This is a genomic window from Cellulosilyticum lentocellum DSM 5427, assembly GCF_000178835.2.
GTDB lineage: Bacteria > Bacillota > Clostridia > Lachnospirales > Cellulosilyticaceae > Cellulosilyticum > Cellulosilyticum lentocellum.
The window spans coordinates 492,494-519,292 of sequence record NC_015275.1 but is presented as its reverse complement, the minus strand read 5'-3'; the positions used below and the strand labels follow the sequence as shown (position 1 = coordinate 519,292).

General features: G+C 32.8%; 31 protein-coding genes. 5 read left to right on the top strand and 26 right to left on the bottom strand.

Annotation, left to right across the window (positions count from 1 at the left end):
• Positions 1 to 246: 246 nt before the first annotated feature.
• The 14 genes from CLOLE_RS22760 to CLOLE_RS02265 form a co-directional block, all read right to left on the bottom strand.
• Positions 247 to 387 carry a hypothetical protein gene (locus CLOLE_RS22760; RefSeq protein ID WP_162145058.1) on the bottom strand — a complete coding sequence of 47 codons (141 nt, stop codon included), beginning with the start codon at positions 385 to 387 and terminating at the stop codon, positions 247 to 249.
• 490 nt (positions 388 to 877) lie between these two features.
• A complete protein-coding gene (gene cdiI / locus CLOLE_RS02325) occupies positions 878 to 1,144 on the bottom strand; it encodes a ribonuclease toxin immunity protein CdiI (protein ID WP_013655467.1) in 267 nt (88 codons plus the stop codon).
• Between the two features lie 26 nt (positions 1,145 to 1,170).
• Positions 1,171 to 1,791, bottom strand: coding sequence for a hypothetical protein (locus CLOLE_RS02320; protein WP_013655466.1), 621 nt, complete (start codon positions 1,789 to 1,791; stop codon positions 1,171 to 1,173).
• A 4-nt stretch (positions 1,792 to 1,795) separates the two neighbouring features.
• Positions 1,796 to 2,440 (bottom strand): hypothetical protein, encoded by a 645-nt coding sequence (locus CLOLE_RS02315; RefSeq protein ID WP_013655465.1) that lies wholly within the window; start codon positions 2,438 to 2,440, stop codon positions 1,796 to 1,798.
• Positions 2,437 to 3,069, bottom strand: a complete 633-nt coding sequence (locus CLOLE_RS02310) for a hypothetical protein (RefSeq protein WP_013655464.1) — start codon at positions 3,067 to 3,069, stop codon at positions 2,437 to 2,439. The genes CLOLE_RS02315 and CLOLE_RS02310 overlap by 4 nt, the downstream gene beginning before the upstream one ends.
• A gap of 169 nt (positions 3,070 to 3,238) precedes the next feature.
• Entirely contained in the window at positions 3,239 to 3,904 is a 666-nt protein-coding gene (locus CLOLE_RS02305; protein WP_013655463.1) for a hypothetical protein, read from the bottom strand.
• A 21-nt stretch (positions 3,905 to 3,925) separates the two neighbouring features.
• Entirely contained in the window at positions 3,926 to 4,336 is a 411-nt protein-coding gene (locus CLOLE_RS02300; protein WP_162145057.1) for an EndoU domain-containing protein, read from the bottom strand.
• A 226-nt stretch (positions 4,337 to 4,562) separates the two neighbouring features.
• Positions 4,563 to 5,045 carry a hypothetical protein gene (locus tag CLOLE_RS02295; RefSeq protein ID WP_013655461.1) on the bottom strand — a complete coding sequence of 161 codons (483 nt, stop codon included), beginning with the start codon at positions 5,043 to 5,045 and terminating at the stop codon, positions 4,563 to 4,565.
• A 21-nt stretch (positions 5,046 to 5,066) separates the two neighbouring features.
• The gene (locus CLOLE_RS23465) at positions 5,067 to 6,431 is read right to left on the bottom strand and encodes a CdiA C-terminal domain-containing protein (protein WP_013655460.1); all 1,365 of its coding nucleotides are present in this window, start codon (positions 6,429 to 6,431) and stop codon (positions 5,067 to 5,069) included.
• Positions 6,432 to 7,061: a hypothetical protein gene (locus CLOLE_RS02285; protein WP_013655459.1), complete on the bottom strand. Its 630-nt coding sequence runs from the start codon at positions 7,059 to 7,061 to the stop codon at positions 6,432 to 6,434.
• Between the two features lie 21 nt (positions 7,062 to 7,082).
• Positions 7,083 to 7,364: a WXG100 family type VII secretion target gene (locus CLOLE_RS02280; RefSeq protein WP_013655458.1), complete on the bottom strand. Its 282-nt coding sequence runs from the start codon at positions 7,362 to 7,364 to the stop codon at positions 7,083 to 7,085.
• Positions 7,365 to 7,519: 155 nt separating this feature from the next.
• Complete coding sequence (locus CLOLE_RS02275) at positions 7,520 to 10,162, bottom strand: hypothetical protein (RefSeq protein ID WP_193763566.1); 2,643 nt, start codon at positions 10,160 to 10,162, stop codon at positions 7,520 to 7,522.
• Positions 10,163 to 10,252: 90 nt separating this feature from the next.
• On the bottom strand, positions 10,253 to 11,092 hold the full coding sequence (locus CLOLE_RS21530) for a copper amine oxidase N-terminal domain-containing protein (protein ID WP_013655456.1): 840 nt from the start codon (positions 11,090 to 11,092) through the stop codon (positions 10,253 to 10,255).
• A gap of 1,057 nt (positions 11,093 to 12,149) precedes the next feature.
• Positions 12,150 to 12,827 carry a response regulator transcription factor gene (locus CLOLE_RS02265; protein WP_013655454.1) on the bottom strand — a complete coding sequence of 226 codons (678 nt, stop codon included), beginning with the start codon at positions 12,825 to 12,827 and terminating at the stop codon, positions 12,150 to 12,152.
• Between the two features lie 265 nt (positions 12,828 to 13,092).
• On the opposite strand from CLOLE_RS02265, the gene CLOLE_RS02260 reads away from it, so the two are divergent.
• On the top strand, positions 13,093 to 13,650 hold the full coding sequence (locus CLOLE_RS02260; protein WP_013655453.1) for a manganese efflux pump MntP: 558 nt from the start codon (positions 13,093 to 13,095) through the stop codon (positions 13,648 to 13,650).
• Here CLOLE_RS02260 and CLOLE_RS22750 read toward each other — a convergent pair.
• From CLOLE_RS22750 to CLOLE_RS02250, 3 genes are all read right to left on the bottom strand, one after another.
• Complete coding sequence (locus CLOLE_RS22750; RefSeq protein ID WP_013655452.1) at positions 13,625 to 13,777, bottom strand: hypothetical protein; 153 nt, start codon at positions 13,775 to 13,777, stop codon at positions 13,625 to 13,627. The genes CLOLE_RS02260 and CLOLE_RS22750 overlap by 26 nt on opposite strands.
• Complete coding sequence (locus CLOLE_RS02255; protein ID WP_013655451.1) at positions 13,770 to 14,336, bottom strand: hypothetical protein; 567 nt, start codon at positions 14,334 to 14,336, stop codon at positions 13,770 to 13,772. The genes CLOLE_RS22750 and CLOLE_RS02255 overlap by 8 nt, the downstream gene beginning before the upstream one ends.
• A gap of 197 nt (positions 14,337 to 14,533) precedes the next feature.
• A complete protein-coding gene (locus CLOLE_RS02250) occupies positions 14,534 to 15,019 on the bottom strand; it encodes a GNAT family N-acetyltransferase (RefSeq protein WP_013655450.1) in 486 nt (161 codons plus the stop codon).
• 224 nt (positions 15,020 to 15,243) lie between these two features.
• Here CLOLE_RS02250 and CLOLE_RS02245 point away from each other — a divergent pair, with 224 nt between their 5' ends.
• The 4 genes from CLOLE_RS02245 to CLOLE_RS02230 all read left to right on the top strand — a co-directional run bounded on the left by CLOLE_RS02245 (position 15,244) and on the right by CLOLE_RS02230 (position 17,767).
• On the top strand, positions 15,244 to 15,636 hold the full coding sequence (locus tag CLOLE_RS02245; protein WP_013655449.1) for a hypothetical protein: 393 nt from the start codon (positions 15,244 to 15,246) through the stop codon (positions 15,634 to 15,636).
• A 12-nt stretch (positions 15,637 to 15,648) separates the two neighbouring features.
• The gene (locus tag CLOLE_RS02240; protein ID WP_013655448.1) at positions 15,649 to 16,554 is read left to right on the top strand and encodes a DUF5685 family protein; all 906 of its coding nucleotides are present in this window, start codon (positions 15,649 to 15,651) and stop codon (positions 16,552 to 16,554) included.
• Positions 16,554 to 17,117, top strand: a complete 564-nt coding sequence (locus CLOLE_RS02235; protein ID WP_013655447.1) for a YybS family protein — start codon at positions 16,554 to 16,556, stop codon at positions 17,115 to 17,117. The genes CLOLE_RS02240 and CLOLE_RS02235 overlap by 1 nt, the downstream gene beginning before the upstream one ends.
• 431 nt (positions 17,118 to 17,548) lie before the next feature.
• On the top strand, positions 17,549 to 17,767 hold the full coding sequence (locus tag CLOLE_RS02230; protein ID WP_041712872.1) for a hypothetical protein: 219 nt from the start codon (positions 17,549 to 17,551) through the stop codon (positions 17,765 to 17,767).
• 171 nt (positions 17,768 to 17,938) lie between these two features.
• On the opposite strand, the gene CLOLE_RS02225 is transcribed toward CLOLE_RS02230, so the two are convergent.
• From CLOLE_RS02225 to CLOLE_RS02185, 9 genes are all read right to left on the bottom strand, one after another.
• Positions 17,939 to 18,502, bottom strand: coding sequence for an HAD-IB family phosphatase (locus tag CLOLE_RS02225; protein WP_013655446.1), 564 nt, complete (start codon positions 18,500 to 18,502; stop codon positions 17,939 to 17,941).
• Positions 18,490 to 19,158: a hypothetical protein gene (locus tag CLOLE_RS02220; protein ID WP_013655445.1), complete on the bottom strand. Its 669-nt coding sequence runs from the start codon at positions 19,156 to 19,158 to the stop codon at positions 18,490 to 18,492. The genes CLOLE_RS02225 and CLOLE_RS02220 overlap by 13 nt, the downstream gene beginning before the upstream one ends.
• A complete protein-coding gene (locus CLOLE_RS02215; protein WP_013655444.1) occupies positions 19,158 to 20,012 on the bottom strand; it encodes a glycosyltransferase family 2 protein in 855 nt (284 codons plus the stop codon). The genes CLOLE_RS02220 and CLOLE_RS02215 overlap by 1 nt, the downstream gene beginning before the upstream one ends.
• A 20-nt stretch (positions 20,013 to 20,032) precedes the next feature.
• Positions 20,033 to 20,851 carry a glycosyltransferase family 2 protein gene (locus CLOLE_RS02210; RefSeq protein WP_013655443.1) on the bottom strand — a complete coding sequence of 273 codons (819 nt, stop codon included), beginning with the start codon at positions 20,849 to 20,851 and terminating at the stop codon, positions 20,033 to 20,035.
• 10 nt (positions 20,852 to 20,861) lie between these two features.
• Positions 20,862 to 21,797: a UbiA prenyltransferase family protein gene (locus CLOLE_RS02205; protein WP_013655442.1), complete on the bottom strand. Its 936-nt coding sequence runs from the start codon at positions 21,795 to 21,797 to the stop codon at positions 20,862 to 20,864.
• Entirely contained in the window at positions 21,787 to 23,070 is a 1,284-nt protein-coding gene (locus tag CLOLE_RS02200; RefSeq protein ID WP_013655441.1) for an oligosaccharide flippase family protein, read from the bottom strand. Before CLOLE_RS02200 ends, CLOLE_RS02205 begins: the two co-directional genes overlap by 11 nt.
• 300 nt (positions 23,071 to 23,370) lie before the next feature.
• The gene (locus tag CLOLE_RS02195) at positions 23,371 to 23,655 is read right to left on the bottom strand and encodes a hypothetical protein (protein ID WP_050794662.1); all 285 of its coding nucleotides are present in this window, start codon (positions 23,653 to 23,655) and stop codon (positions 23,371 to 23,373) included.
• A gap of 171 nt (positions 23,656 to 23,826) precedes the next feature.
• Positions 23,827 to 25,905, bottom strand: a complete 2,079-nt coding sequence (locus tag CLOLE_RS02190) for a HelD family protein (protein WP_013655440.1) — start codon at positions 25,903 to 25,905, stop codon at positions 23,827 to 23,829.
• A gap of 70 nt (positions 25,906 to 25,975) precedes the next feature.
• Positions 25,976 to 26,734 carry a MerR family transcriptional regulator gene (locus tag CLOLE_RS02185; protein ID WP_013655439.1) on the bottom strand — a complete coding sequence of 253 codons (759 nt, stop codon included), beginning with the start codon at positions 26,732 to 26,734 and terminating at the stop codon, positions 25,976 to 25,978.
• Between the last annotated feature and the right edge of the window lie 65 nt (positions 26,735 to 26,799).

Genomic DNA, 26,799 nt, shown 5'->3' with positions numbered 1-26,799 from the left:
GTGGATATGATTTATAAATAAATGACTATTAACTTAGTCACCAAAAGGAGGTATCATTTATGTCCACTGCAAAACGTTATGATCAAGATTTCAAAGAAACTCTGTCGTGTTCTCAGTGTCAATCGTAGCACTTACTATAAACACTTTCATTCTGAATCAGCTCCAAAAACCATTAAAAATCAAATATAAAGCAAACAATTCTTCATATCTACGGTGATTATGACAAATGTATCAGTGCTTATAAGCTTATATACATCTTAGGGTTAGTTTCCCCCATGCTTCATCATCTAACTCTCCTTCAAATAACTTATCATAATACTGTGACTTTGCCTTCTTTAATCTCTCTGCTACATTAAGTTTAACTACGTCATCTACATTTAAGCTCACATGACTACAGATCAATTCCGTTCTAGCTCAAAATTGTACTATTGCTTTATCCCGATAGTTTTATTGCACTTGCCTTTAGTGTTTCTTCGGTAAATTCTATATCCGTATTTGCAAATTTACTATATTCTCCTTCCCCAAATAAACAGATGCCCATGATTCTTAGATAAATCTCATCATAGTTCTCTCTAGGTCTGAAGCAACTACATTGCTGCCCTCTAATACTAACGAAATATAGCGATTTCTTGTGATTGCAAAAGCTACAGAAGCAGGGTCCACAACTCCTTATCCTGCATCTTGGATGAGCTCAGAATCTGTTTTTGATTCTTTATAAGCTACTAGCCTTACCCACTCCTTTGGCTATGTAGCAAGTTATTGTTTTACTATTGTATGTACTTTTAGTCTATCATGCCTATGGTATATTTAATAGTGCTTCAAAAAGAAAACCCAGCAGGGACCAAACTTAATTGGTGTGCTGGGAAATATTACATTTCTATAAACTTAATTTACACTTAATTTCGTCCAATAGCCTCAATATTTCTTTCTGATTCATTTTATTATCCTTTAAATATTCCATATATTTTTTCTTAATAACTTCATAAAATTCTTGATTAGACAACATAATAATGCATTCTTCATCTACTGCTGGATAATCAAAATAAAATGCAACTCCTGTATCTCCGAAATATTCTTCATCACTTATGGGAAACTCGTTAGAGAAATAGCATCGCATCTCTTCATTAACAGCATTCCTCGTCAATTGTGAATACCCTTTAAATAAAACATTTATTCAAAATACTTATTAACAATAGCTGTTGCCTCTTCTATTTCCACTTCACTATTTAATAAATACTTTACAAATAAGTCCTCTACTTTGGATTCTCTAAAATTACTTAGATACAAAAATGCATCTTTTATAGAAACTTCCTTCTTATAATCATCTAAAAAGCAGTGACAATACTCTATTATATCTCCCACATATTGTTTGTCTGGCAACATACTTAGTGCCTTAATAACTAAATATATATACCTCTCATCTTTGTCTCTTATAATTTGTTTTACTTCTTCTGTTGTCAATTCCTCTAAGTATATCTTACTTTTGACTTCACTTAATACTTGAATAGCTACTTGCTCATCATTATAAAAATCTTCCCAAAATGTCTTATATGATATTTCTCTTGGCATAATAGCCTTTTCTTCATTTTCTATCCAGTATGAGCTATATTTATGATTTATAACTTCAAATAAATCACTTGAGTACGACATTAATTGACCGTTATCATTTTCTATTATATATCTATTATCACTATCGCCTTCTCCTCTCCTCTGTATTCCAATTACGATATAAAAACCATACTTATTCAGTGCAACTTCTCTATGATTTATTTTTTTATATGCTATTCTCATAAAATCACCTCACTCCTATTATGTTAAAATCTTTATCTAAGTCTACAATATAGTATTCTGCTATTGTTTTATCCTTCCATAAATTTTTACTCTTAATTATCTTCATCTTAATATCAAATGATGATATTTCTCCAGTCACTTGGTTTTGGTAATAATGTACCTCTCCTCTCCCATATGGTGTATCATATTGATAATTTGATGACATTTTAGACCAATCATTTATATTACTTCCATCTTTAGTCAATTCACTAATTGCTTTTTTATCCCATAATTGATTTCCTGAAATAATCTGCTGAGAATTTGATAATATATCCTCTTTAAGTAATCCTTGTTTATACTGGCTAAATGCATAAACATCTTTTTTAGATACATCTTGCTTTCCTCGTTCTATCTCTGATACTTCTTCTAAAAATCCTTTTTCTTCATTTAATGCTTTTCTCCTAGCTTCTATTAACTCATCTGCATCTATTTTCTTTAGTGCTAATTCTGCATCTACCTTTTCTGTAGCATTTATATATTTTTGATACTCATCTGGTGTCCAGTTAGGTGGAATATCATCTGTTCTTTTCGCTAGATCCTCCCAGTACTTTTCATACCTTATATCATCAGTTGTTTTTAGGATGTCATCTACTTGATTTAATCCTTTCACTGCTCTGTAGCCGGGGTTGTGGATAGCTTATTTTTGACTATAGTAGTTCCCTTTTCTAGGGCTTTTACCCCACCTTCTACAATCATCACCGACTCTATGACCCTCTTGAAGTATTCTACTGTCTCTTCATGTGTCATATTGCCTTTCATGTAGTCTCCAAAGCCTGTGAAAGTATAATAAATAGGACTTAAGAGTGTGTTTTCTTCTAGGTTGGTATTAAATACATTGATTAATGCTCCTCCTAGGCCATTCGTTAGATTCTCCCCATAAGTACAATAGTCATTGTATTTATTATCAAATGTTTCTTGTGGTATTACCCCTAAGTTCTTAAAATTCCAAGCTACAAATAAGTCTCCTAATCTTGCCACCGGTTCAATTCCTAGTTTATATGCTCCTATTACCATATCTACTCCTAGATCTACTCCTGCTTCACCTATAGCAATAACCTTCATATTGACATCTTCTATAAAACCATTAAATAACGCTAACTTACTTGCTAGTTCTTCTGCTTTTTTCTCTTTATAGTAGTCTGAATCATACTTTAAGGTAATAGCTTTACTTAATTCCTTTGATTGCTTTTCGTCTATACCACTTTCTGGCGTTAGCCCATAGCGCTTTAAATCTATCACTTCTACTGTTCTTTTTATATGTAAGCAAGAAAGTAAGTTAGCATTTTAAACTATATAACAATTCCTAAAAACAAAACCCAGCAGGGACCAAACTTAATTGGTATGCTAGGTGAATATATTAATTGTCATCTCATATATCTACTACATATCACATTATCTTCACTATAATCTATTGCCAATAATTATCTAGTGTTATCAATGGAATAGATAAGCTTGGAACGCCAATTTTTGAGAGTTTTTTAGCAAAAATATTTATAGGCTCATTACATCCATCAATTTTTTCATCTAAAAATCTTATTAAATATCCCCCATTACTTCGAACAACCGTCGCTATATTCATTTCCTCAATTAATCTTGAAATCCTTTTACCTTTTGCTCCAAAAACAAATAATTCGTTACTGTAGTTAAATGTTTTTGAACCTTTTGATTGGATGTCCTCACATATTTCATTAATATATTGTCTGATTTTATCATTAGCCCACTCATTAATACTATTCTCAGCTGTCACTAATGTATCCATATTAATATTCATAAAATGTTTTTCTAAATCAAGTCTCCTTTTTATTATCTTTACAATTTTACTTGATTGATATAGAATATCGTCCATTATATAATCCTCAATGTCTATATCCTTACATATACTTTCTATCATTATATATATACTCAATCCTTTTAAGTCTTCTTCTAATAATATTTTAATATTTGTGCTAATATCATCTTTACAATATTGAAGATTTAATCCTTTTGTTCCTGTTGTACTCCCAATGATTTCACTTGTTATTTTAATATCTAACTTATCTTTTGAAATTTCATGGTTTAATATATCTATGTACACTATTTCATCACATCCCTCTTTTTATTTTAGTGTGCTAGTATGTATAGGATATGCAGTAATAACATCAGCAATATTAGTACCATCTCCAGCCAAAAACATTTCAATACACATCCCGTTATCAGCTACTCCTCTAAAGCAATTTCTTGTTCCAGGTACTCTTGCTTTATTCATATGTGCTTGCATAATCATATCTACTACTTCTTCTGTAGTATATTGACTACTAAAAAACGTTGATGGTTGCTTTTTAGGTATTCCCTGTATTTCTACCTCGGCTATTATTGTTCCATATTCATCCGGTCCTTCTACTAATTTAGTAATTTTATTTCCTTGTGGATTGAACTCTGCTTGATAATGCCACCCTGTTACATATTGATTAGGTGCTCCTATTTTTTCTACCTTTCCATTAAATATATGTTCAACTGTATCATCCAAAAATTCATATGGCGAATGTGGCAATTTGCTAGTGTTAACCGCTCCCTTGTCTATATGACAAGTTATTATTTTACTATTCTATATTGTTAATTTATCACGTTTTAGGTGCATATAATAGTACTAAAAAAGAAAACCCAGCAGGAACCAAACTTAATTGGTTTGCTGGGAAAACATGCTTTCTATAATAGAATCTCATATTCCTTATATCACTTTCAAAACTATATTTTTACTTTACTCTATATCTTATATCTCTATTAACTAAGAAATCTTTAAAAAGATTTTGGTTCCATATCTCAGCTTTACTATTCAATAATACTGTTGTATCTGCCCGAAAAAAACATAATTCTCTGTTACTATTATTAAATAAAATAGCATTTTCCATTAATTCTCTCATTAAATCAAAGATAATAGTAAATATTACCATGTACCTTTCTTCATAGTTAGGATAATCCTTATTAATCCTAAATTCAAGGACTTTTTCAGAAGTGAAATCATCTTCTAAAAGTTCTGTTTCCCATATATTATATGGATAATTTCCAGAATTTGTTAGATACACTGTGAATCCTATATTATCTTCAAAACTTAAACTCACTCCATTTCTAAGCTTCTCAACATTATCACATTTACAACCCATATCTTCTAATTTCTTGAACAAAATCTCTTCTGTTAACCTACTATCTTTCATAGCTAATGTATACCCTATTGCCATAATTAATTTTCTCCTCCTGCTTTATGGATAGATATTTATTACCTCGTGATATTGATTAATAATCTTAACTTCTTCTAACCCTTCAATTGGCCACTCATTCAATTGTGTTACTAAATCATCAAGGTTTCCTCCATTTCCATGCCAATCGTCAAGATTAAGAATAATCCTATTCGTTTGACCCGTCTCAACTTTGTTACTAATTCCACTAGCAATATTTCTTACGCTTGTTCCTTTTTGTGGCGAATAGCAATCAAAAATTTCTCCTTCTATTAGATAGTCTGGATTCTTATTTCCAGGCACTTTTGGATTCTGCTCTACTACATATCCTTGTTTGGCCAATGTATCCGCTGCTTCATTCTCTCTAGTTAAAGCTCTAATATTATCAAGATCTGGATCCGAATAGTTTATTTTGGTTCTGCTTCCTACTGGTTCAGCTGCTATGTTTGGTTGCTTACTTGGATGTACTTTAGTATTCAAACCACCCTTAACAGTGTTAACCCCTCCCTCATTTAATGCCTTTTTTCTAGCTTCTATTAACTCATCTGCATCTATTTTCTTTAGTGCTAATTCTGCATCTACCCTTTCTGTAGCATTTATGTATTTTTGATACTCATCTGGTGTCCAGTTAGGCGGAATATCATCTGTTCTTTTCGCTAGATTCTCCCAATACTTTTCATACCTTATATCATCACTTGTCTTTATGATGTCATCTACTTGATTTAATCCTTCTACTACTCCTGTAGTTGAGGTTGTGGCTAGCTTATTTTTGACTATAGTATAGCCTTTTTCTAAGGCTTTTACCCCACCTTCTACTATAAGTATAGATTCTATGACTCTCTTGAAGTATTCTACCGTCTCTCCATGTGTCATATTGCCTTTTATGTATTCTCCAAAGCCTGTGAAAGTATAATAAATAGGGCTTAAAAGTGTGTTTTCTTCTAGGTTGATGTTAAATACATTGGTTAATGCTCCTCCTAGACCACTAGTTAGATTCTCCGCATAAGTACAGTAATCATTGTATTTATTATCAAATGCTTCTTGTGGCATTCTCCCTAAGTTCTTAAGATTCCAAGCTACAAATAAGTCCCCTAATCTTGCCACTGGTTCAATTCCTAGTTTATATGCCCCTATTACCATATCTACTCCTAGGTCTACTCCTGCTTCACCCATAGCAATAGCCTTCATATTCACATCTGTAATGAAGCTATTAAATAAGTCTAACTTTTGATTAAATTCTTCTGCATTTTTCTTATTGTAATAATCTGCATCATATTTTAAAGTAATGGCTCTACTTAACTCTTCTAGTTCCTTCTCACTGAGACCACTTTCAGGTGTTAAACTAAACCTTTTTAAATCTATACTCTCTACTTCTCCTTTTATACGCAATCAAGAAAGTAGGTTGGCTTGATCTCTGGTGCTTAAGCTTATTCCTAATTCACTGAGCATGGTGGGCATTTCTTCATAAAAGGCTATGTCTGAGTCTTCAAGTTGTGGTAAATTACCATCTGCTAATCTTTCTTGAAGTTGCTTTAATTCTTCTTTCCTAGCTTCATTATACTCTTTAAGCATATTTTCCCATAAGGTAGCTAGCTTTTCAATATTCTCTCTGGTAAAATTCTGCTTAATTAATGTTTGGAGAATGTCGATTCCTTTTGACATCACCCTAACACTAGGTTTACTTAGTACCATTTTCTTTACCAAACCAATACATTCATTTTCTGTGGCATTATACTGGTTCACAACAAACTTTAAACCATCTAAAATTTTATCACTTTGCTTAATAAAATCTGTTCTATATCTTAGTATATCATTGGCTATTTCCTTGATTTGTCTGGCTTTTTCAACTACATCACCACCATATTTTTCTCCACTATACTTAGAGATCAAGCTATCCATCTGCCTTATAATACTATTACAGCTAGTATTATACTGTCTTGCAGCATAGCCAGTATAGTCTCCTATCTTTCCCCTTAAAGCTCTAATAACCTCAGTATCTGATACTATTTTATTTTGCATACTCCCCTCCTTTTTATATCGCTATTTCTTCTTCCTATTTTGCAAATCTCTTCTCTTTGCTTCTTCTGCTTGATTAATACTAGACTGTAATGCAACAAGCTTACTTGGTAAACTCGAAAATTTACTATGTACGTTATTGCCTTTTTTCTGCAAAACTTCATAGGCTTGTTCAAAACTCTCTGCGGCTTCCCCTTGCCAGTACGCTCTCGTATAATTCACGTTATTTTTAGATGCATTGGATTTCTTGCCAATCTCTAGCATACTATTATTAATAGAACTTTTAAGCCATGATAGGTCACTCATTTACTCTATCTCTCCTATCTCTTATTTTTCTAACTCCCCTGTTATTTATTAATCTAACCTCTAATAAATAGATTCCCTCTATAAAATTTAAAGACTACTAGATTAATGCGGGTCCTCTTTAACTCCTGTGCCATTTTAATCTAGTAGCCTTTTGTTTAATTATTTAAGTCATCATACATAGAGCCATGAACCTGAAGTGCTATCTCATCTAGTTGCTTTTCTGTATTAACACCCTTTAGTGTCATTCCTGGTACATTAGTAATATCAGATACATCTACATCATTTAACCATGCTGTCATATAATACTTGCCATTTTTCATCCCACCAAAGGTATAACATTTTTGATTACTTGGGTTCACTGTTATAGTTACTAAAGTTTCTTCTATTACCTTATAAATATGCTGTCCATCTTGTATGTACTCTCTGTACCTATAGTTAACCTTACTATTTTGAGTATTGGATTCATCATAGCCTTCTAGAATTTCTTTAAAATAATTGTGTGTATAACCTGTTGCATCTGAACTATGTGGTATTTCATATTCTGTTACATAGGTATAATCTCTCTGTATGCCTAATAAACCTTCTGCTGCTGACGTTGCTGTGGGATCATCTACTTCTAACTTCAACTGATAGTTAGAACCCTTATCTACATAAGTCATGTTAGAGCCATAATTAAAACTTTGTAGTACTTTATCTACAATCTCTTTGTGCTCCTGTGTTTCCTTAGCTTCATCCTTATAGATTTCTGTACGTATGGTAAATGTATATTCTCCTGCTGGATTAAAGTAATAACCTGATTTAAAAGGATACTTATACTGGCGTTGTAAATCTCTATCTGTTGCAAAGGGAACATGCGGATAATCTGATTTATTAGTACTCTTTCTCTTAGCATTATTTAAGTCTTCCTCATAAATACTGCTCATGCTTTTACTAATCCCCCACTCAATGGTTGCTTTATTTTGCTGAGTAAAGATGCGCTCATATTGCCCCTTTATTGCTTCATACTCTTCTGGCTCAGTCAGAAAAACATGCTTCATCCAGCGCTGAACCAACATATGATATTCATCACTTTCCCACCATATGGTTTTCGCTAAAGAGGTATGGGTATTATTATCTATTTCCTTTTTGAACTCCCTAGCTACTACATGGGGCATATTCTCCCTGCCATTATAAATTCTTGCCGTTACTGTAATAAGATTTTCTCCTGGCACAAATTCTCCTGTACTAGTTCCCGTATCTTCATGCTTTACATCTCTAGAATGTGTTTTTCCATCACTTCCTGTATAGGATTCTGATGTATAGTAGGTATATATCCATGGTCTTTGCATCATTCCTTCAAAACTTGTTTTTAATGACTTTACAACAGGGTCTTTACTATTTGATGCATAATAATCATCTGGGTCATCCCCAAAGTCTGAACGTATAATGGTCCCTGTTAAAACAGGATTTCGAGTAGCTGATGTCACTTCTCCACTCACAGGATCATTGGTGCCTTCCTTAACCATTGCTCCATTTATTGCAGACTCTGAATTATCAATAGAAACATTTAATGCACCACTTGCTTCCCCATTCCAACTCCCCTTTGGTAAAGAAATAGACGCACTGCTTCCACTTTTAGCAATAGGGCCTTCTACTTGTTTGGTTAATTCATCATACTCTAAAATGTAATCTGTCTCTGTTTTTATGTAAGGCTGCCATTCAACCTTATAGGTAATTTTATTATTTTCATAATCACCTTCATCTACATAAGGTGCCTTATAATTAATTTCTAGGGTAACTACTACGGGTTCTTCTGGCATGGTAAATTTCACCTTGAATAAAGCCTGCTTATTAGGTGCGGGTATAGTGCATTCTCCATTGTAACTAACTGCTTCATCATATAGCTTATATTCACCATCTTGTACTTTGGTACCAGTAGTGGCTCCAACTACTGTCCAACGGTAGCAGGTTGCTATATCTTTTTTAAAGTTTGAATTACTATGAGCTACTATCTCAACCTCTTCCCCATTTTTTGTTTTTCCTGGTAAGGGGCCATCAAATTTAATACTTAAATCACTAGCTACCAAACAATACGGCGCAATATCAACTCCCATATATCTTGTCCCATTATCAAAATAAAGATAACCTTGTCCCCAGGAATAATAAGTGGGTGGTTGGGCAATATCTACATAATCTATCCACTCACCACCTTGACTAGGCCTTTTTCTCATATTATAAACTATCTTAGTACTAGAACTCCCATATACAGCTTCTGAAGCAGGTTTATCTCCATAGCGTATATTCATCCCTGTTTTGATAGCTTCGGCAAGTGTTTTCTTTTCCCCATTAGGGCCGGTATAAGTAACATCTCGATTATCATTAAAATAACCCCCACATACTTGCCTTACACTTACCTTATCTTGATTATCCCAAGGGGCCTTTACATAAGTTCTATTCTCTATAAGCTCTCCATCCCATGAGTTCCAATGATAATTAGGATTTTCTACTAAACTCCCTTCCGGACTGTAACCATAGTATTCTTCTTGCCCTTCTTGCTTGTGGGAACTAATGGTAAACCTACTTCCATAAGGTAAGCGAAATTTTCTATAGGTGTTTTGATCAATTCCACCTATTCCTTCTTTCTCAATTGCATTAGCATATGGCACGCCTGCTTTTAAGAAGTCCCTATTTAAAGCTAAAGTGTTTCCTTTTAGGCTAATACTCTCTTTATAATAATTTGTCCTCCCATATAATGTATCTATGTCATCATTAATTATTGCTAACAACTCATCTTCACTTATAAATCTTTCACTTGCCAATATATTAGAGGGCATATTTGTTATCAATAGACATACCATCACAAAGGATGCTATATACTTTTTAATTCTTTGCTTCACATGAATCTCCGCCTACTTTTCATAAATACAAAGTTCTACTACTGAATTAGGATTAGATAGAACTGTAATTCTATAATTGGAATCGCTAAACTCTTTTTTATCTAACCATGCTTCAGGTGCTGTCTTTTTATAAACATAGGCCATAATTTTGTCTACACATGGCTTACTAACTTGTTGACTCAATACTTCTTCTAGTTCTTCACATTGTTTATAAAAGTCACCATTTCTCATCTCCCAACTGGCTTGTAGCCTTAATGTAAGAGGATTATTTTCCTCTCGTATAAAAACTATTTTTGCCATAGCTTTTGTCATAACAAATTCATTTCCATACTGACCTTTTGGATTATACTCATCCCCCTCTTCTACTACATAACTAAATCCTCTATATTCTAGAACTTTATCTTTTACAATAGGTTTACCATTTGTATTAATATAAACACTCTTTCCCTTGCTATCCCATTCCACAGTAGCCCCTAATGCTTCACTGACAAAGCGAATAGGTACATAGGTTCTAGAATTTTTTACGCTTGCAGCTGTATCTAGAGTTTTTGTTTTACCATTTACTGTGATTTGCTTTTTCCCAACGATTAATACAACTGTATGACTACTATCCGTTATAGTTACCTTCTGATTGGCTAGATCCCAATCTACTTTTGCACCTAATTCTTCACTGACAAATCTGACTGGAATCAAAATACGTTTACTGCTATCCATATAGGGCTGTGCATCTGGAAACACTACTTTTTCTCCATTTACTACTACTCGAATGTTGATGGTTGCGGCTAACATAGGTATTGCCATCACCACCATTAATAGAATTGCGATTACCTTACCTAAACTCTTTCTTTTCATTTGAATTTCTCCTTTATATTTGATTTATTTAAAATAGGATGGCATGAAGAAAGTTGCCTATTCCCATTACTCTTTATACCATTACTCTTTATTTTTTATGGGTAACGCTTAGTGCTTCACCTACAAATCTAGATGGTACACCTTATTCGTATTTGAGGTAAGGGAAAAATCTGCGGCATATACATTACAAGTATCATTACTAACTATTTTAATCTTTCTTCATTTTAATATCTCGTTCTATACCAGTGCTGACTATTTTAAATTTTCTAAATTTATTTTATTATAATTTACTATTTTTTTCAATAATGTGATATTTTTATATATTTCTATTATCCATTATTTCTACCTAAAATAATTACTACTTGTAGTGTTTCTTCCTTATTCGGTATTTATCTACAACTTTTACTCCTTTATCATTTGCTATCTATATTATTAATTTTTTCCTAATATAATTTTTGAGAAATTCTTTCCTTAAAGATATATATAGTAAGAACGAAATTAAGATTTACCCAATAATATCATCTGCTATTTCCAACACTCCACCAAGCAATACCTCTTCGCTACTTTTGTAATCAGCTCCCCTCTTGCGAACAATACTAAATAACTTCATGGTTCTTATCCTTCAAACCTTACATCTTCTACCAAAATACAACAGTAGACAGGTCCTATATATACTACTTTTATAAATCCTCCTTTATCTTGGCCTACCTTTTATCTTTTAAACACTCTGTAGTGCGCGCTATGGATATAAAAATAAGGTAAGAATTATTATTCTAACCATAAACCTTAGAGGACTCACTAAAATAGGCGTAGCTCACTTCTTTGTAGCTTACGCCTATTTATCATGTCTCACAACTTATAGACATTGTAATAAGTAATTTTATATTTTAAGACAAAAAGAAAACCCAGCAGGAACCAAACTTAATTGGTATGCTGGATAAAATAATAATTTTCTATGAATCCTGTCCAATTTTTACCTAATATATCCTCATATGTTGTACTCTCTATTTGACCATACTTTCCACTTCTATCTTCTATCTTTCATTCTTCGTCTTCATTATTCATTCTCTAAAATATATCCCATTCCCTTTTTAGTGGTAATAAAATCTACTAAACCTGCTTCTTCTAATTTTTTACGTACTCTCCCCATATTCACAGTTAAAGTATTATCATCTATGAAATAATCTGTATCCCAAAGCTTTTTCATAATCTCTTCCCTAGATACAACCTTCCCCTTATTTTCAAATAAAATTTGAAGCATTAAAAATTCATTTTTTGTTAGTTTAATTTTATGACTTCCTACAACAAGTGTGGCATCTGATAAACTTAAAATAGCGCCTTTATGCTCTATCTCTGTACATTCTTCTATAAAATCATAGGTTCTTCTAAGCATAGCTTGTAGTTTAGCTGCAAGTACTTCTAGTTCAAATGGCTTCGTTATAAAATCATCTGCCCCCATATTCATGGCCATAACAATATTCATACTATCACTAGCAGACGACAAAAAGATAATGGGGACCTTAGATTTTTTTCTTATCTCTGTACACCAGTAGTATCCATTAAAAAAAGGTAAACCTATATCCATCAACACTAGGTGAGGCTCTATAGCCATAAATTCCTCCGTCACCTGGGTAAAATCTTTTGTTTGATGAACCTCATACCCCCATTTCATCAAATGTTTTGCTACTTCTTCACTAATAACCTTGTCATCCTCAACAATGAGTATCTTGTACATTCTCTCACCTCTCTAATAGGTCCTTGTTTATTTTTATATTATATACTTACTTTCCACTCTTGCAACTTTTTATACTTTCTATTAATTATTTAACTACTTCATTAAATATTTAGTACCTTCATCAAATAATTTTTTGCATAATCACCTTGCTTCTTAAAAAGAATAATGTTAAAATTCAATCTCATGCCAATTGGCCTCACACGTATGAATCATTTTTATAACACATACACTATATCAATATTGAATTACGTAAAAGGAGCACATTATGAATTTACTTGAATTATTTATTTTAGCAGTAGGTTTATCCATGGATGCGTTTGCTGTAGCTATCTCAAAAGGCTTATCCATGAAAAAAATGTCCTTTAAAAATGCCATTATTATTGGACTCTACTTTGGTATCTTTCAGGCTGTAATGCCCCTCATCGGTTATTGCTTAGGCACTCGATTTGAAGATAAAATCACTGCCTTTGATCACTGGATTGCCTTTTTCCTTCTTGGTTTCATCGGCATTAATATGATTAGAGAAGCTTTATCTAAAGAAGATGATGAAGCTGAAGAAGATGACTCTTTAAGCTTTAAATCCATGTCTGTCTTAGCTATTGCCACAAGTATTGACGCCCTTGCAGTAGGTGTAACCTTTGCTTTTCTTAATGTTAATATTATTCCTGCTGTGTCCTTTATCGGTATTGTCACTTTTGCTTTATCTATTCTGGGTGTAAAAATAGGAAACGTATTCGGTAGCAAATACAAGTCAAAAGCTGAACTTGCTGGTGGACTGATTCTCATTGGTATGGGCCTTAAAATTTTACTATCTCATTTGTAAAAACATCACCCCATATAAAAATAAAGCCTAAGAAACCTGCAAACACATCACGGCAAGATTCCTTGGCTTTTATTTTTATACTTATAGGATATACTGTGAAAATCACTCTTCTATCTTTTTCAACCATTAACCTCTGCTCTTAAACTCCCTAGAACCATATAGGGTACTCTGATTTCTTTTAACTTGTTATCATATAAATGTGTGGGTTCTTCAAATTGTTCCTTATCTATCCAGATAAAGTATAAATCATCTTTCTTTAGTTTATTCTTAGTATATAACTGTTTTGGAATATTAGCTTGAACCTCTCCTAACTCTGTAAGTAATGAGACTTTGTAGGTCACATGAGTATTCCTATCCCCATCTGAATCTGTATGGGTTGAAGTTTCCGTAAGTAGTTCATAATCATTCCTTTTATCTACTAGGTAGGTTTTATGTTCCAAATGTTTCTCCACATTTTGTCTATATAACCTTTCTATCTCTATAGTTTTTCTGCATATAAAAACTGCAAACAAATCCAATCCAATAACTAAAACTTTAATACTGGGTGATGCTAGCAAGATAAAAATAAGGCTCATTACTATAGTAATGTATTTAAATATTTTAAGTACTAAATCATCCCTTTTATTCTTTTTACTTATTTCCTTACATAAAAACTCTTGTTCCTCTTCATTTAACTGTATTAGCATCCCTTCTATCCCCCGTATCTCTATTTTACTTACACCCCATCTTATATCTATCTATAAATCTTTATTTATCAATCATCTCATAAACACCAACACATTTCAACATTATATTCTAAATATTTAAATTATTTCTCTTATACAAGCAAAGTTAATGGAAAGGTTCCTCAAAAGATTTGATGGGACTTCTTTTGACGTTCAGTCTAAATTAATTTTTTCTCATATCTAATCTGATCCCTGTTATCAATAAAAACTCTATCCACCATTTTAAATCCAGCCTTTTCATAAAAGTTCCGTAACTTTGGCCTTAATGTGCCACAATTTAATCTTAGCCATTCGACACTATTATTTTTACACAGTAATTCGGCAGACTTAATAAGCTCCTTACCATAATTTTTACCTCTATATCCATCGGCTATTGATAATTTATGTAAGTAGCCAGATTTTAAGCCTTTTAACTCAGGCCAAAATAAAGGGTCATACCATTGAAGAATATAAACTCCGATTAATTTCTCATTTTCATAGCATAGTTTCATTTCTTCTAAACTATATTTATTGAGTATTTTCTCAACAGTTAAATCATTAACCTTCCACATCGGTTTGCCCATTAAATGTAGCCATTCGGCTGAGCTTATTAAAGCATTTACAAACATTTCTACATTGTTCTCATTCCCTGTTACAATATCCATAAATCTCCCCCTAAAATGAACTTTAAATGTTGAGCAAAATAATGTCTCCCCTGCTTAGATTAGATTATCTCATAAACCTATCTATTTATTTAAATCTATTTTTCTCTATTACTCTAAATGATAACATGGTTTGTTTATGCTATTTTCATACAAACAAAGTCTATCATTTTCTCTTACTTTTGTTATACTAGTAATATATAAATCGATTAAAGGAGTGATACACATTGCATACCTTTGAAGAAATTCAAACACTTATCTCAGCTAACAACCTTTCGGTTGCTGAAAGTTACCTTAATACATTCACTGAACAAACTGCTAAATGGCATTATTTATACAGTCTTATTGCTCTAAAAAAATCTTGGTTTGACTCTGCTCTTTCTCATTTAGAAACAGCTATTAGTCTTGCTCCAAACGAAACACTTTATGCAGAAACAAAAGCTGCTCTGATGAGCCGTCATCACCCTTATAGTGATGATTATTATCATAGACCAAGACGCAGACATAATGATTGCTGCTGTTGCCTTGATGATTGTTGTTGCCAATTTGACTGCTGTGATTTAATCTGCCTCGATACTTGCTGTGAATGTATGGGCGGCGACTTAATTAGTTGTATTTAAAAGGAGTTTACCATGTTTGGTTATGTCACTCCACTAAAAGATGAACTTAAAATCAGAGAATACGAAGAGTTTAAAAGCTACTACTGCGGCTTATGCTTTCATATTAAAAAGCATTTTGGAAATCTGCCTCGAATGATTTTAAACTATGATATGACATTTTTGGCTCTGCTTTTAGATAGCTTAAGTCCTAAAGAAACCTTTCCAACTTCCAAGGTTTGTATGACTAATCCTATTAAAAAGAAGCCTGTTTTACTTGATAACCAGGCTCTTTTCTATGCTGCTGCTATGAATGTTGCATTAGTTTATTTTAAACTTTTAGATGATGAACATGATGATCACAGTTTAAAAAGTAAGACGTTAGCCACTATCTTAAAACCTTATAAAAATAAATTTCCAACTTCTATGGATGAAATTTGCAGCATCATCGAGGCAAATTTAAATAAGCTTACTTTGTTAGAGGAAAACAAAAGTTTTTCTTCTATAGATGAGATTGCCGATCCTTTTAGTTTGATAGTAGCTCATATTTTTAAAGATTATCCTTTTGAAATTGTGGAGGATAATGCCACTACCCGTGAGCACCTGTTTCATTTTGGCTATTGCCTAGGGAAATGGATTTATATTATTGATGCTGTTGATGATCTTAAAAAGGATATGGAAAAAAATAAATTTAATCCTTTAGACTTTCTCTATAATAAAGAAAACTTAAGCTTTGAGGAACTTTTCCCTAAAATCAAAGACCGTGTCAGCTTTACCTTACTTAATTGTGGTTCTTCAGTAAAAGAACATTTAGAAAAATTGCCACTTCAAAGAAATGAAGCCATTCTTCATAATATCATTTCTCTTGGTATGATGGATAAGTATACTAAGGTAACCCATAACTGTAACTGCAAAGACCAAACGAAGAGGAGGAAGCGTTAATGAAAGCAAGTTCTATTGCCTTTGGTGGTATTTTAACGGCTATAAGTCTTATTTTACTTTATCTAACAAGATTGATTCCTACTAATACCCTAACCCTTTTAGCACTTCTTTCCTTTATTCCTCCCATTGCACTAATGGAAAAAGGCGTTAAAACTGCTATACTTGTATATGTTTGCTCCAGCATTGGAAGCTTACTTTTTGCGCCTCCTAATATTAGCTTTCTCTATATTCTTTTCTTTGGCATTTATGGCATTATAAAAGGCTTCATTGAACGTATGAATAAGCCTTTTATAGAGATGATACTTAAGCTAGTATTTTTTAATATTGCCTTTTTGATAACCTTCTTTTTAATCAAAGCAATACTAGGTATAGATTTACAAGCTATTTTTGCTAAACTTTTATCTCGCCTAGCTTCCTTGGGGCTTAATTCAACTTCTAGTTCTATACTCATCTATCTACTTCTCCAACCTGCCTTTTTAATTTTCGACTATGCATTAACACTTTTAGTTGGTTACTATGATGACTATATCAAAAGGTATATTAGGCAAGGATTTAACAAATAGAAATTTGCCTTGGACTTTACTGGCTATTTGGGCGGAACTGAGAGAGGGTAACTACCTACCGTGGTTCCACTCCGCATTTTCAGTAGGCACTAAGCTCACTTTTTTGGATGAACGCCCACAAACTCGCTATGCTCAAACACGTGGGCTAAGTCCCATCCAAAACGTTCGCTAAGTGCCTACTAAAAATACTCCGAAGTCACCCCGTCAGGCAGCCACCCTCTCTCAGTTCTACCAACAATAACGCGTAAAGCCACTCTCCTGCAGTGTTTTCAAGAAAAAAGAAAATAAAAATAGAAAATAAAAATTGCTATCAAGTCTTTTCTGCACTTCTCATTCAGGGTATTGAACGTTTAGGAGGTCAATAATGCTTGTAAGGCCCCTAGCTTCCCTCTTTAGCTAGTTCCTGGTAAAACAGACTTATGAGAAGCTTAATGCGTTATGTGTTTTTTAACTGTCGTTATGCCTTCTTTCTCCACAGTATCACTGTCCTAGAAGTTTATGATGTCAATAACGTTTGTGAAAATAAGTGGATAGGGGTGTCTGGAGTAGTGACTTGGGAGCATTTTTCAGAAGCACTTAGTGAACGTTTTAGATGGGTTTTAGGCAGCTGTCTGAGCGAAGCGAGTTCTGCCGTTCATCTAAATAAGTGAACTTAGTGCTTCTAAAAATGTGAACCGGAACAACGGAAGACATTCCTATCCACTTATTTTCTCTCAGATATATTTCTCATAAACGCCAAGGCAAATTTCTATTTATTAGAGATAACCAAAAGGGGCCCCACGTACTGCAATAAGTACGTGGGGCCCGCTTTTTATAATATCTTATCTCCAAGGTCTAATCTCTTCTTTTCTTACTAGATAGCTTTGCTGCGCCAATCTCGCCATAGGCGTATCTGATAAAGAATCGGAGTAAAACGTCTTAATTGGCATATATCCAAACCTCTCTTTAAATCGTCTTACCTTTTCTTCTCCTTTACAGTTAGGACCTATTAGTTCTCCTGTTTTTTCATTTACTTCAGAAGCAATAAGCCCTTTTACTTTTAAATCCTTACATATAGGTTCCAGTAAAAACCTTGGCGAAGCTGATATAATTATATCTCTATTCTTCTCTCTTATGTTATACCAATGCTTTATTTTTCTATAGTAGCTAATCCAAAATATCTCTGTTTCCTCTTTTAAATTAATTTCCTTTAAGAAACATAAGAATTGAGATTTAAAATAAACTATGTCTTCTTTTTTTAAATAATACTTAATCCCGGATAGCGTCTGCCTTGGTACATATTTCATGAGCCGTGGATGCCTCATTAAGCAAAAGAAATAAAAATCTAATGTTGCATCCCCATTATAGATGGTACCATCAAAATCAAATACCTCTACATACTCCACTCATTCTTCTCCTCTGTGCGTTTCTCAGTTAAACCTATCTTTTCAAACCATTTATCTAATGGTAACCAAATAAATAAAACAATTAATGGAATATGACATAGTGCAAATATGAGACCTTCTTTCCAGGTTAATGATCTACCAAAAATAATAATAATATGGTATGCATAATCTAATGATTCAGCTAGAGGGCGTCCATTAGCCGTATTAAAACATAAATCTAATAGACCTGAGAAAATGAGTGTAATACCTATTAAACAAATCTTTATAGATTGTCCTGGCTTTCCGCCTCCCATACGATGTGCAAAAGCTATAGACATCATAATGAGTGGATAGCATAGCAGGTACAGTACCGTATAAAATTCTCCTTGTTGAACCGGATCTTGTATTGTTCCAAAAATCCCACTAAAGCTTAATCTAGGAATGATGTAACATAGAAACGGAATAAAAGGCAAACAGCATAGCAAATGACTTGCTCGTAATTTATTGGGGAAGAAACTTATACCTATTATTGCAAAAGCAAACACAGCAAATTTAACTACTAACCACCACCACTCATCTATCTGAGATTGCCTAGGAAGACAAAACCAAATGAATAAGGTTCCAAAGCCACCAATACATAAACTAATAAGCCATAAATATTTCTTTAAAAAATTCATTATTCTTCACCTCTTAATTTATATTTATTTTGTTGATTTTTGGGCACATAAATACCAAATAACTTTTGCTTAATCATAATTGCTGTAAAGATCATTTGAACATCTGGCTTTTTTCTATGTTTCTTCATTAGGTATTTCATATTATTAATAGAAGCTTGCCTCTTATCAGCAAAATTGCTGGGATGCATCATATGATAATTAACTGCATCCTCACATCTCATGATTTTTACCTTGTTGTATGCCATGCGGATTCCCAAATCCATATCTTCATGGCCCCATTGTTTAAAGGCTTCATCGAAACACCCTGCCTTTAGTAAATCTGCTTTTTTTACTGATACATTCCCAGTAAAAAAATTAATCCAAGGAACAAACTGAGCTATCAGAGGAAAGATGCTATAGCCTTGATCGTTGTCACCTTCAGCTTCACATCTTCCTATACAGGCCTCAAAGTCATTATAATAATTCTCTATCTCCTTATCAGCTAAATAGAGTTCTTTACGTTTACCTAATACAGCTACATGACCTGCTTCATGGTGCCTTATATGACTTTTGATGTAATGAGGTGCAGTAATACGATCATCATCTAAAAATATAATAATTTCCCCTTTAGCTACTTCAATACCTCTATTTCTTGCGCTTGCTCTACCTATATTAGTTTCACAAATAACCTCAATAGGTTTAAAGGCAAACTCTAGTTCATGAAATGAACTTATCACATCCTTATCACATCCATCAAACACAATAATAACTTCTATATCATCTGTTATTTGTGGCTCTAAGGATTTAAGCACTAATCTTAGTCTAGAAAGTTTATTCAGAGTCGGAATAATAACACTTGCTTTTATTTGATCCATTCTAAACTCCTTTCTCCTACTTATAATCGCAAACTTGCTTTTATAGTATATAGTCCAATCACTTTTTGTAGCGTCTTGTCTCTAGGAAATTTAGCTTTAAAGTAATCGAGGTTCTTAAGTTCCTCATTACTTTTTTGCCCTCGTACATGGCTATGTAACATGTGATAACAAATAATAGAGTAATCAGCTATGTATTTAACATTCTCTTTGGCTAATCTATATCCTAAGTCTGTATCTTCATAGCCCCAGCCTTTAAATGACTCATCAAATCCTCCCAGCTGTTTAATAAGGCAAGTATCGATTGATACATTTCCTGTGATAAAAGCAATATATCTTAGCGCATGTCTAGGCTTTCGTAGAAACCATTTTTTAATGTTATAGTAAAATTCCTTATGTGCTCCTTTTTGAATCTCACTTAATGTCTTCTCGATTGTCTCTTCTCCTGCCAAATCTAAAATAGCTTCTTCGCTATATTTAAGGTCCATTCTTTCCCCTAAAACAACACAAGGCTCTTCTTCATGATACGATAGATGCTTATTAATAAAATCACGTTCTGTAAGTCGGTCGTCATCTAGAAATATAATAACATCACCTATAGCCTCAGCAATTCCTAAGTTCCTCGCTGCTGCTCGACCTACATTTTTTTCGCTGATAATCGGATCTATCTCATAAGATAAATTGAGATTTGAAAAACCTTCTATTGTTTCCTCTTTACATCCATCAAATACAACTATTACTTGAACATCTTCTGTCACTTGAGGCTCCAAACATTTAAGTGTCAATGCTAGCCTAGATAATTTGTCCTTGGTTGGTATGACTATACTACAACTTTTTTTCATATGTTTCCTCCTACACCCCAGCGATTAATCTCTCAATGGCAGCTCCAATATAAATAAATCCCCAGACTAAAATGCAAATTCTCATAGGACGATCTATAAAAATAATATTTTCAGGTTTACCAAGCGCATATATGTTGTTGTAAAGATATTGATATCTTAAGATACCGTAAAGTAAAAATACGGTTGAAAAAACAATCATTACGTTTTTACTTTCTATGGTATACATGATATATGTTATTAAGGTGCAAGTTATTAAAATCGGCATCACTTCACTAATAAGCTCCAAAGAATACTGCTTTAAACTTCCCCTATGCGAGCTTGACTGAGTTGATAAAATAATCAGTTCACTTTTACGTTTGCCGAGTCCTATAAACAGCGTAAAAAACATAATAAAAAGTAAAAACCATAAACACTTATACTCTGTTATGGGTAATCCTAAAAGGATAAAACCTAGTAAAACACGTAATGTAAAGCCTACTGAAATACAAAACAAATCAATAAAGATATATTCTTTTAACTGCAACGAATACATGATGTTGACAAGTACATATATAGTTAAAATGATTCCACAATTTCTATTGAAGAAGTACCCACTAATGAGTGTTATAGTCCCTAGTACTACCATTAAACTTATAGCGACTTTCTTACTAATCTGCCCGGTGGCAATTGGCCTCTTTTTCTTTTCTGGATGTATTCGATCTTTTTCAAAATCGATTAAATCATTAAAAATGTATATGGTAGAACTCATTCCACAAAACAAGATTGCTCCTATTATCACTTGAATTATTTGGCTCCAACTTGGAAACCTTAGTTGCAATAAAATACCTAAAAAGACAAAACCATTTTTTATCCATTGCCGAGGTCTTAATATAGCTAAACCCAGGCATACTTGTTTTGACTCTAATGATGCAGAAGAAGAGAAATAGGGCTTTGGTCTAACATCCATTTGTATCACCCTCTCGATATCTCCTAGTCTTATATAGCAGCAGAATTACTAAAATAAGCTGATTCACAGGGAATGCAATTAATGTTCCTATCTTCCCAAATAAATAGGTTAATAAAAATATATTGGCTACAAGAAATGGAAATGGTTTGCTCATAATAGCTAGGGATAATTTAGCTCCCTCCATACCTTCTATAACCAAAATTGAGTTTATCAAAAAGAATATACTCTGAAATCCAATTCCCAATGCTACTAATGCTACATATAAAAAATTCAATTCATATTGTTTACCGTAGCTTATAATAAATAAGCTGCATACAGCAGCCGTTCCCATAACAATAATTCCAAATATGGCAGGAATCCATTTGTTAACATTCCTATATATTTCATCCTTTTTAATCTTCATAGATAAAATAGTAGGTAAAAATACAGCTGCAAATACATCATGATAAAAAATAGAAAAATAATTTCTTACATTTACTTGATAAGCACTGTATACACCAACTTCATAATGATCTGATAAATAAGCTAAAATATAGATATCTGCATTATATAAAAATGTAGATAAAAGCCAGCTTAACATATATAGCACACTAAGAGAATAAATATCTTTTGCTACTTTTAAACTAAAATGAATCTGATGAAAATCAACTTTTACTACTAATATTAAAAATAATATAAGCTGACTTATCACATTAAATACTAAAAATAGTTTCACATCTACCAGCTTTAGATAATAAACACCTATAAGATAAGCCAGTAGTAAAACAATGCTACTTATAAGCTTACCTAAACCGATATTTTTAAAGTCCTGCTGATGTTTCAAAAAGGTTTCTGTCACAATACATAAGTTACTTGCAATAGCAATAATAACTGCTAGATACCAGCTCATACTGGAAATCTTTAATAGGCCACTTCCCCAAAAGGAGAAGCTACAAAATAAAATGCCTCCCAGTATACACATAAGTCCATTACAAAGAAAAACCGTTCCAATTACCGTCCCTTTCTGGTTCTCCCTTGTCTCAGGTAAGATTTTAAGCACGCTCGTATTCGTTCCAAAAACTAGCGGTATAACTAGAACATTGGATAAATTAATTGCCAAATTAAATTGACCCATATCCTCTACTGTCAGTACTCTTCCATTTAATATAGTAATAAAAATACCTATAATAATCCCGATACTTCTACAACCAAATAAAATTGAAAGCTGTCTTAAAAATGTCCTTATACTGCTATTTCCCTTTATTAAACTTTTTTCTAGTTTAAAGCTAAACATCTCTCTCCTTTCTTCGTATATCCCATCCTATAGATAGGACATATACATGAATTTGGCTCTAAATATCTCCTGTTGTGCCGAATAGTGTCGTCCATTGTTCCCACATTTTTACATTATAAGTATTTTTTATAATTTTCAATACAATATTCACATCATGTCATAAAAACATTCATAAAATAACTTTTTACTACTTTTCTTGCGCTAATTTCTTTCAAGATTCTACTTAAATATAAAGACACAAATAAGAGCTACTTATAAGATTGTTATTCAATCATCTTATAAGCAGCTCTTATTTTCATATTAACTGATATGGGTCATTTTTTGTTGTATGATACTTGCTATCTTGTCTTTAGAAAGATGAAGCGCAAGCTCTAATTCCGTAAATAATCTAGCCTCTACTGTTTTGATATATCTTTCATCTGTAGCTGTGACTTTCTTTCCTTGTGAAAGACGTTCTTGCTTACGTAAATAAAGTATTTTTAAAATCCTAGCCCATTCTTTACTATCGCAGCTGTGTAGTGCCTCTTTATAGACTTGTTCTCTTAATTTATCGCTAGTGATGTTCACCACCTCCATATGAGGCATATTTTAAATCAACATCTCCGCCTCTGCTCCTGACATAATTTTTCGCATTACAATCTTCTTATTGTCTATAGGAGTAAATACTTGGCTACTTGGCTCCTAAAACCTCTCCTAATTCGTAAAGAGTATCCGACATTTGAGCAAATATTTTTGATCTACCAATTCCTCTATTTATCACCCCTCTAAAATAGGTGATAGTGTCTCATCACAATAAATATGAAGTAAATGTAATGCTCTTGTGCAAGATACATAGAGTACTTGCCTATCAATTGGTGTATAGTAATTTCTTTCATTAACACTTGGAATAAAAACTACATCAAACTCTAGTCCTTTTGCTAAATAGGAAGTAGTAATAATGATACCTGAAGAAAAAATAGTGCTGCTGGTGGTTAATAAAGTAGTTTCCATATACGAACTTAAGTCACCATAAAGCTTTTTTGCTTCTTCTAAAGTCTTGCATATAATGGCTACTGTTGTATATTGGTTTAAGTCTAGTTTTTTTAAATCCACTACCATCTCCTCTAGCATCTTGCTATAAGAGTTACTCCCTTTCAATCTTGGTGCTTCCCCATGTCTTTCAAAGGGTATCATTTCTGTTTGGTTAATTAAATTTTTACCAAAGGTTGCAATTTCAAAAGTAGAACGATAAGTTCGATTCATTCTAATTAGCACTGCATCCTCAAATACCTCTTGCAACGTATCTAATACATTAGGTTCCTTTGGTTCCAGTACCTGATAAATATCTCCTAAAATAGTCATCTTGCAGTTAAATAGTCTCTTCAATATTTCAAACTCAACTTTTGTATAGTCCTGCATTTCATCAATGATTAAGTGCTTAATCTTATTATTTCCTGTATAGCCACATAATGCATATTTGAGATAAATCATAGGAAACACATCCTCATAGGCCAAACATTCCTTATTCATTTCTAAAACAAAGGATAACGCTCTTTCCTCATTGCACCAATGAATAAACTGCTCATAAATACTTACTAACTCTGTCTCTTTAAACATTCCCATAAGCTTAGCCTTCATTTGTTTTCTTACGGTTTTTGTAATTTTTACCCCTTGATATCCTTCTCTACTTTCTGCTAAATAATTGGCTATATCCTCAGCTCTACTCAAAATAGGCTGCCCTGTGAACCTGTTACAAAAATGATTTTTGATTTCTTCCTTTTTAAAGCAAATCTCCCCTAAAGAAATATCCTTGAAAGCTATGAACTTCTCTGGGAATTCTTCAATGAATTGCTGTAATAGCCAGAAGAAATCTTGACTCTGTTTATAATCTATATTTTTTTTACGATTAGAAGTGCTCATTTCTTCGCTTAACAAAAATTCTATTTGTTCAAACTTAGATTCTGTTTTTATATTCTCTTTTAATTCAGCCATTATAAGCTCTTCCAAGCTATACTGCCGAATGTTTTCTTCTCCCAATTCTGGTAAGACATTTGAAATATAATCTGAGAAAATAGGATTGGGTGAAATAATTAGAATGTCATTGGCATTTATTTCATGGCGATTTTGATAAAGTAAATAAGCAATTCGATGGAGAGCGATAGAGGTTTTCCCTGAACCAGCTATTCCTTGTACAATCATAATGCGTGCCTTATCATTACGCACAATGGTATTCTGCTCTTTTTGAATAGTTGCCACAATATTTTTCATTCGATTATCAGCGTTATGGCTAAGTTCTTTTTGCAAGATTTCATCAGCTATTCTTATTTCATTATCTAAGACATATATTAATTTCCCATTCTTAACTTTATATTGTTTTTTCTTTGTAATCTCTCCGGACATTTTCCCTATAGGTGCTTGATAACTAGCAGGTCCTATTTCATAATCATAATACATGCTACTAATAGGGGCACGCCAATCATACACTAGTGTTCCCTTAAGATGATCAGATGTAAAATCCCCTAGGCCAATATAATAGGCCTCTATGTCCTCTCTAGAATCTCCTTCAAATAAAAAGTCTATTCGCCCAAAATAGGTATTATCTTTCATACGCTCTAACCTACTTTTGATTTCTGTACGTTTCTCTAAATTATCAATATCATTAGCAATTATTTTATTATTTGAGAAGATTTCCATGGCATCCATATCTGTATGGTTTTGAACCACGTATTTATGAGCTTCAAAAATCTCTTTTTGTCTAGTCTTCACTAGTTCATCTAGCTGCTCTATGGTTTCATCGATTTCGTCTTGAACATACTGTAAATATTCTTTTTCGTTGCTACATAAATTAATATCCATATTTCACCCTCCTTAACTTGTAGTCATTTATTTTAAGTTATAAAATAAGTCTGGTGTTATAGTGGAGAGTTTATAAAGAAAGGTTATGATTAAATTGTTGCTCCATTTGTAAAAGCTGCTGTTTCATTTGCAAGGCATCTTGTTCTAATTCATCAAGAGATGAAAGTAAACGATCACATACAGAAACAATTTCTTCTGTCGGCCTTGGTGTATCTATGACTTCTTCTATATCAATTTGGCTATTTTTTTCTAATGCTTCTAGCATACGTAAAATAGACATCAGAGAATAATTAGCACACCTTAAAGTACGAATAAGCTTTAACCTTTGAATATCCTTTTCGTCATAAATACGATAACCATTTGCTTTACGCTTAATAGTTAATAAACCATTTAACTCCCAATTTCTAAGGGTATCTATACTAATTTTTAAATAATCTGCTGTCTCTTTTCTTGTTAAAGATAGTTTTTCTTCTATAACAACATTCTTAATGATAAAATCTGCTACACCAATAGCTTCCTTTGCTTTTTCTTTCTCTAAGACTATTTCCTCTAAATAATAATCGTTAAGCCTAAGAGCTTCATCATATTTTTGATTTGCTGCTGCTTTTACAATTTCAATAGCACGTTTTCTTAAGCCATTTTGTAAAACCTCTCCTCTTAGTGCGACCTTCAGTAAATGAATTTGGCTGATATGCTCATCTGTATAAATCCGATAACCATTATCTCTTCTACTTGGTTTAGTGATAAGCTGCCACTCCTCATAAAGTCTTACTGTATTAGGATGAATTCCTGCCAATTTGGCGATTTGTGATGTTTGATACCTAGGCATTAGCTTGCTCTCCTTTAACTCAAAGGGAGTACTACAAAACTATAGATTAAGCTTTGTAGAACTCC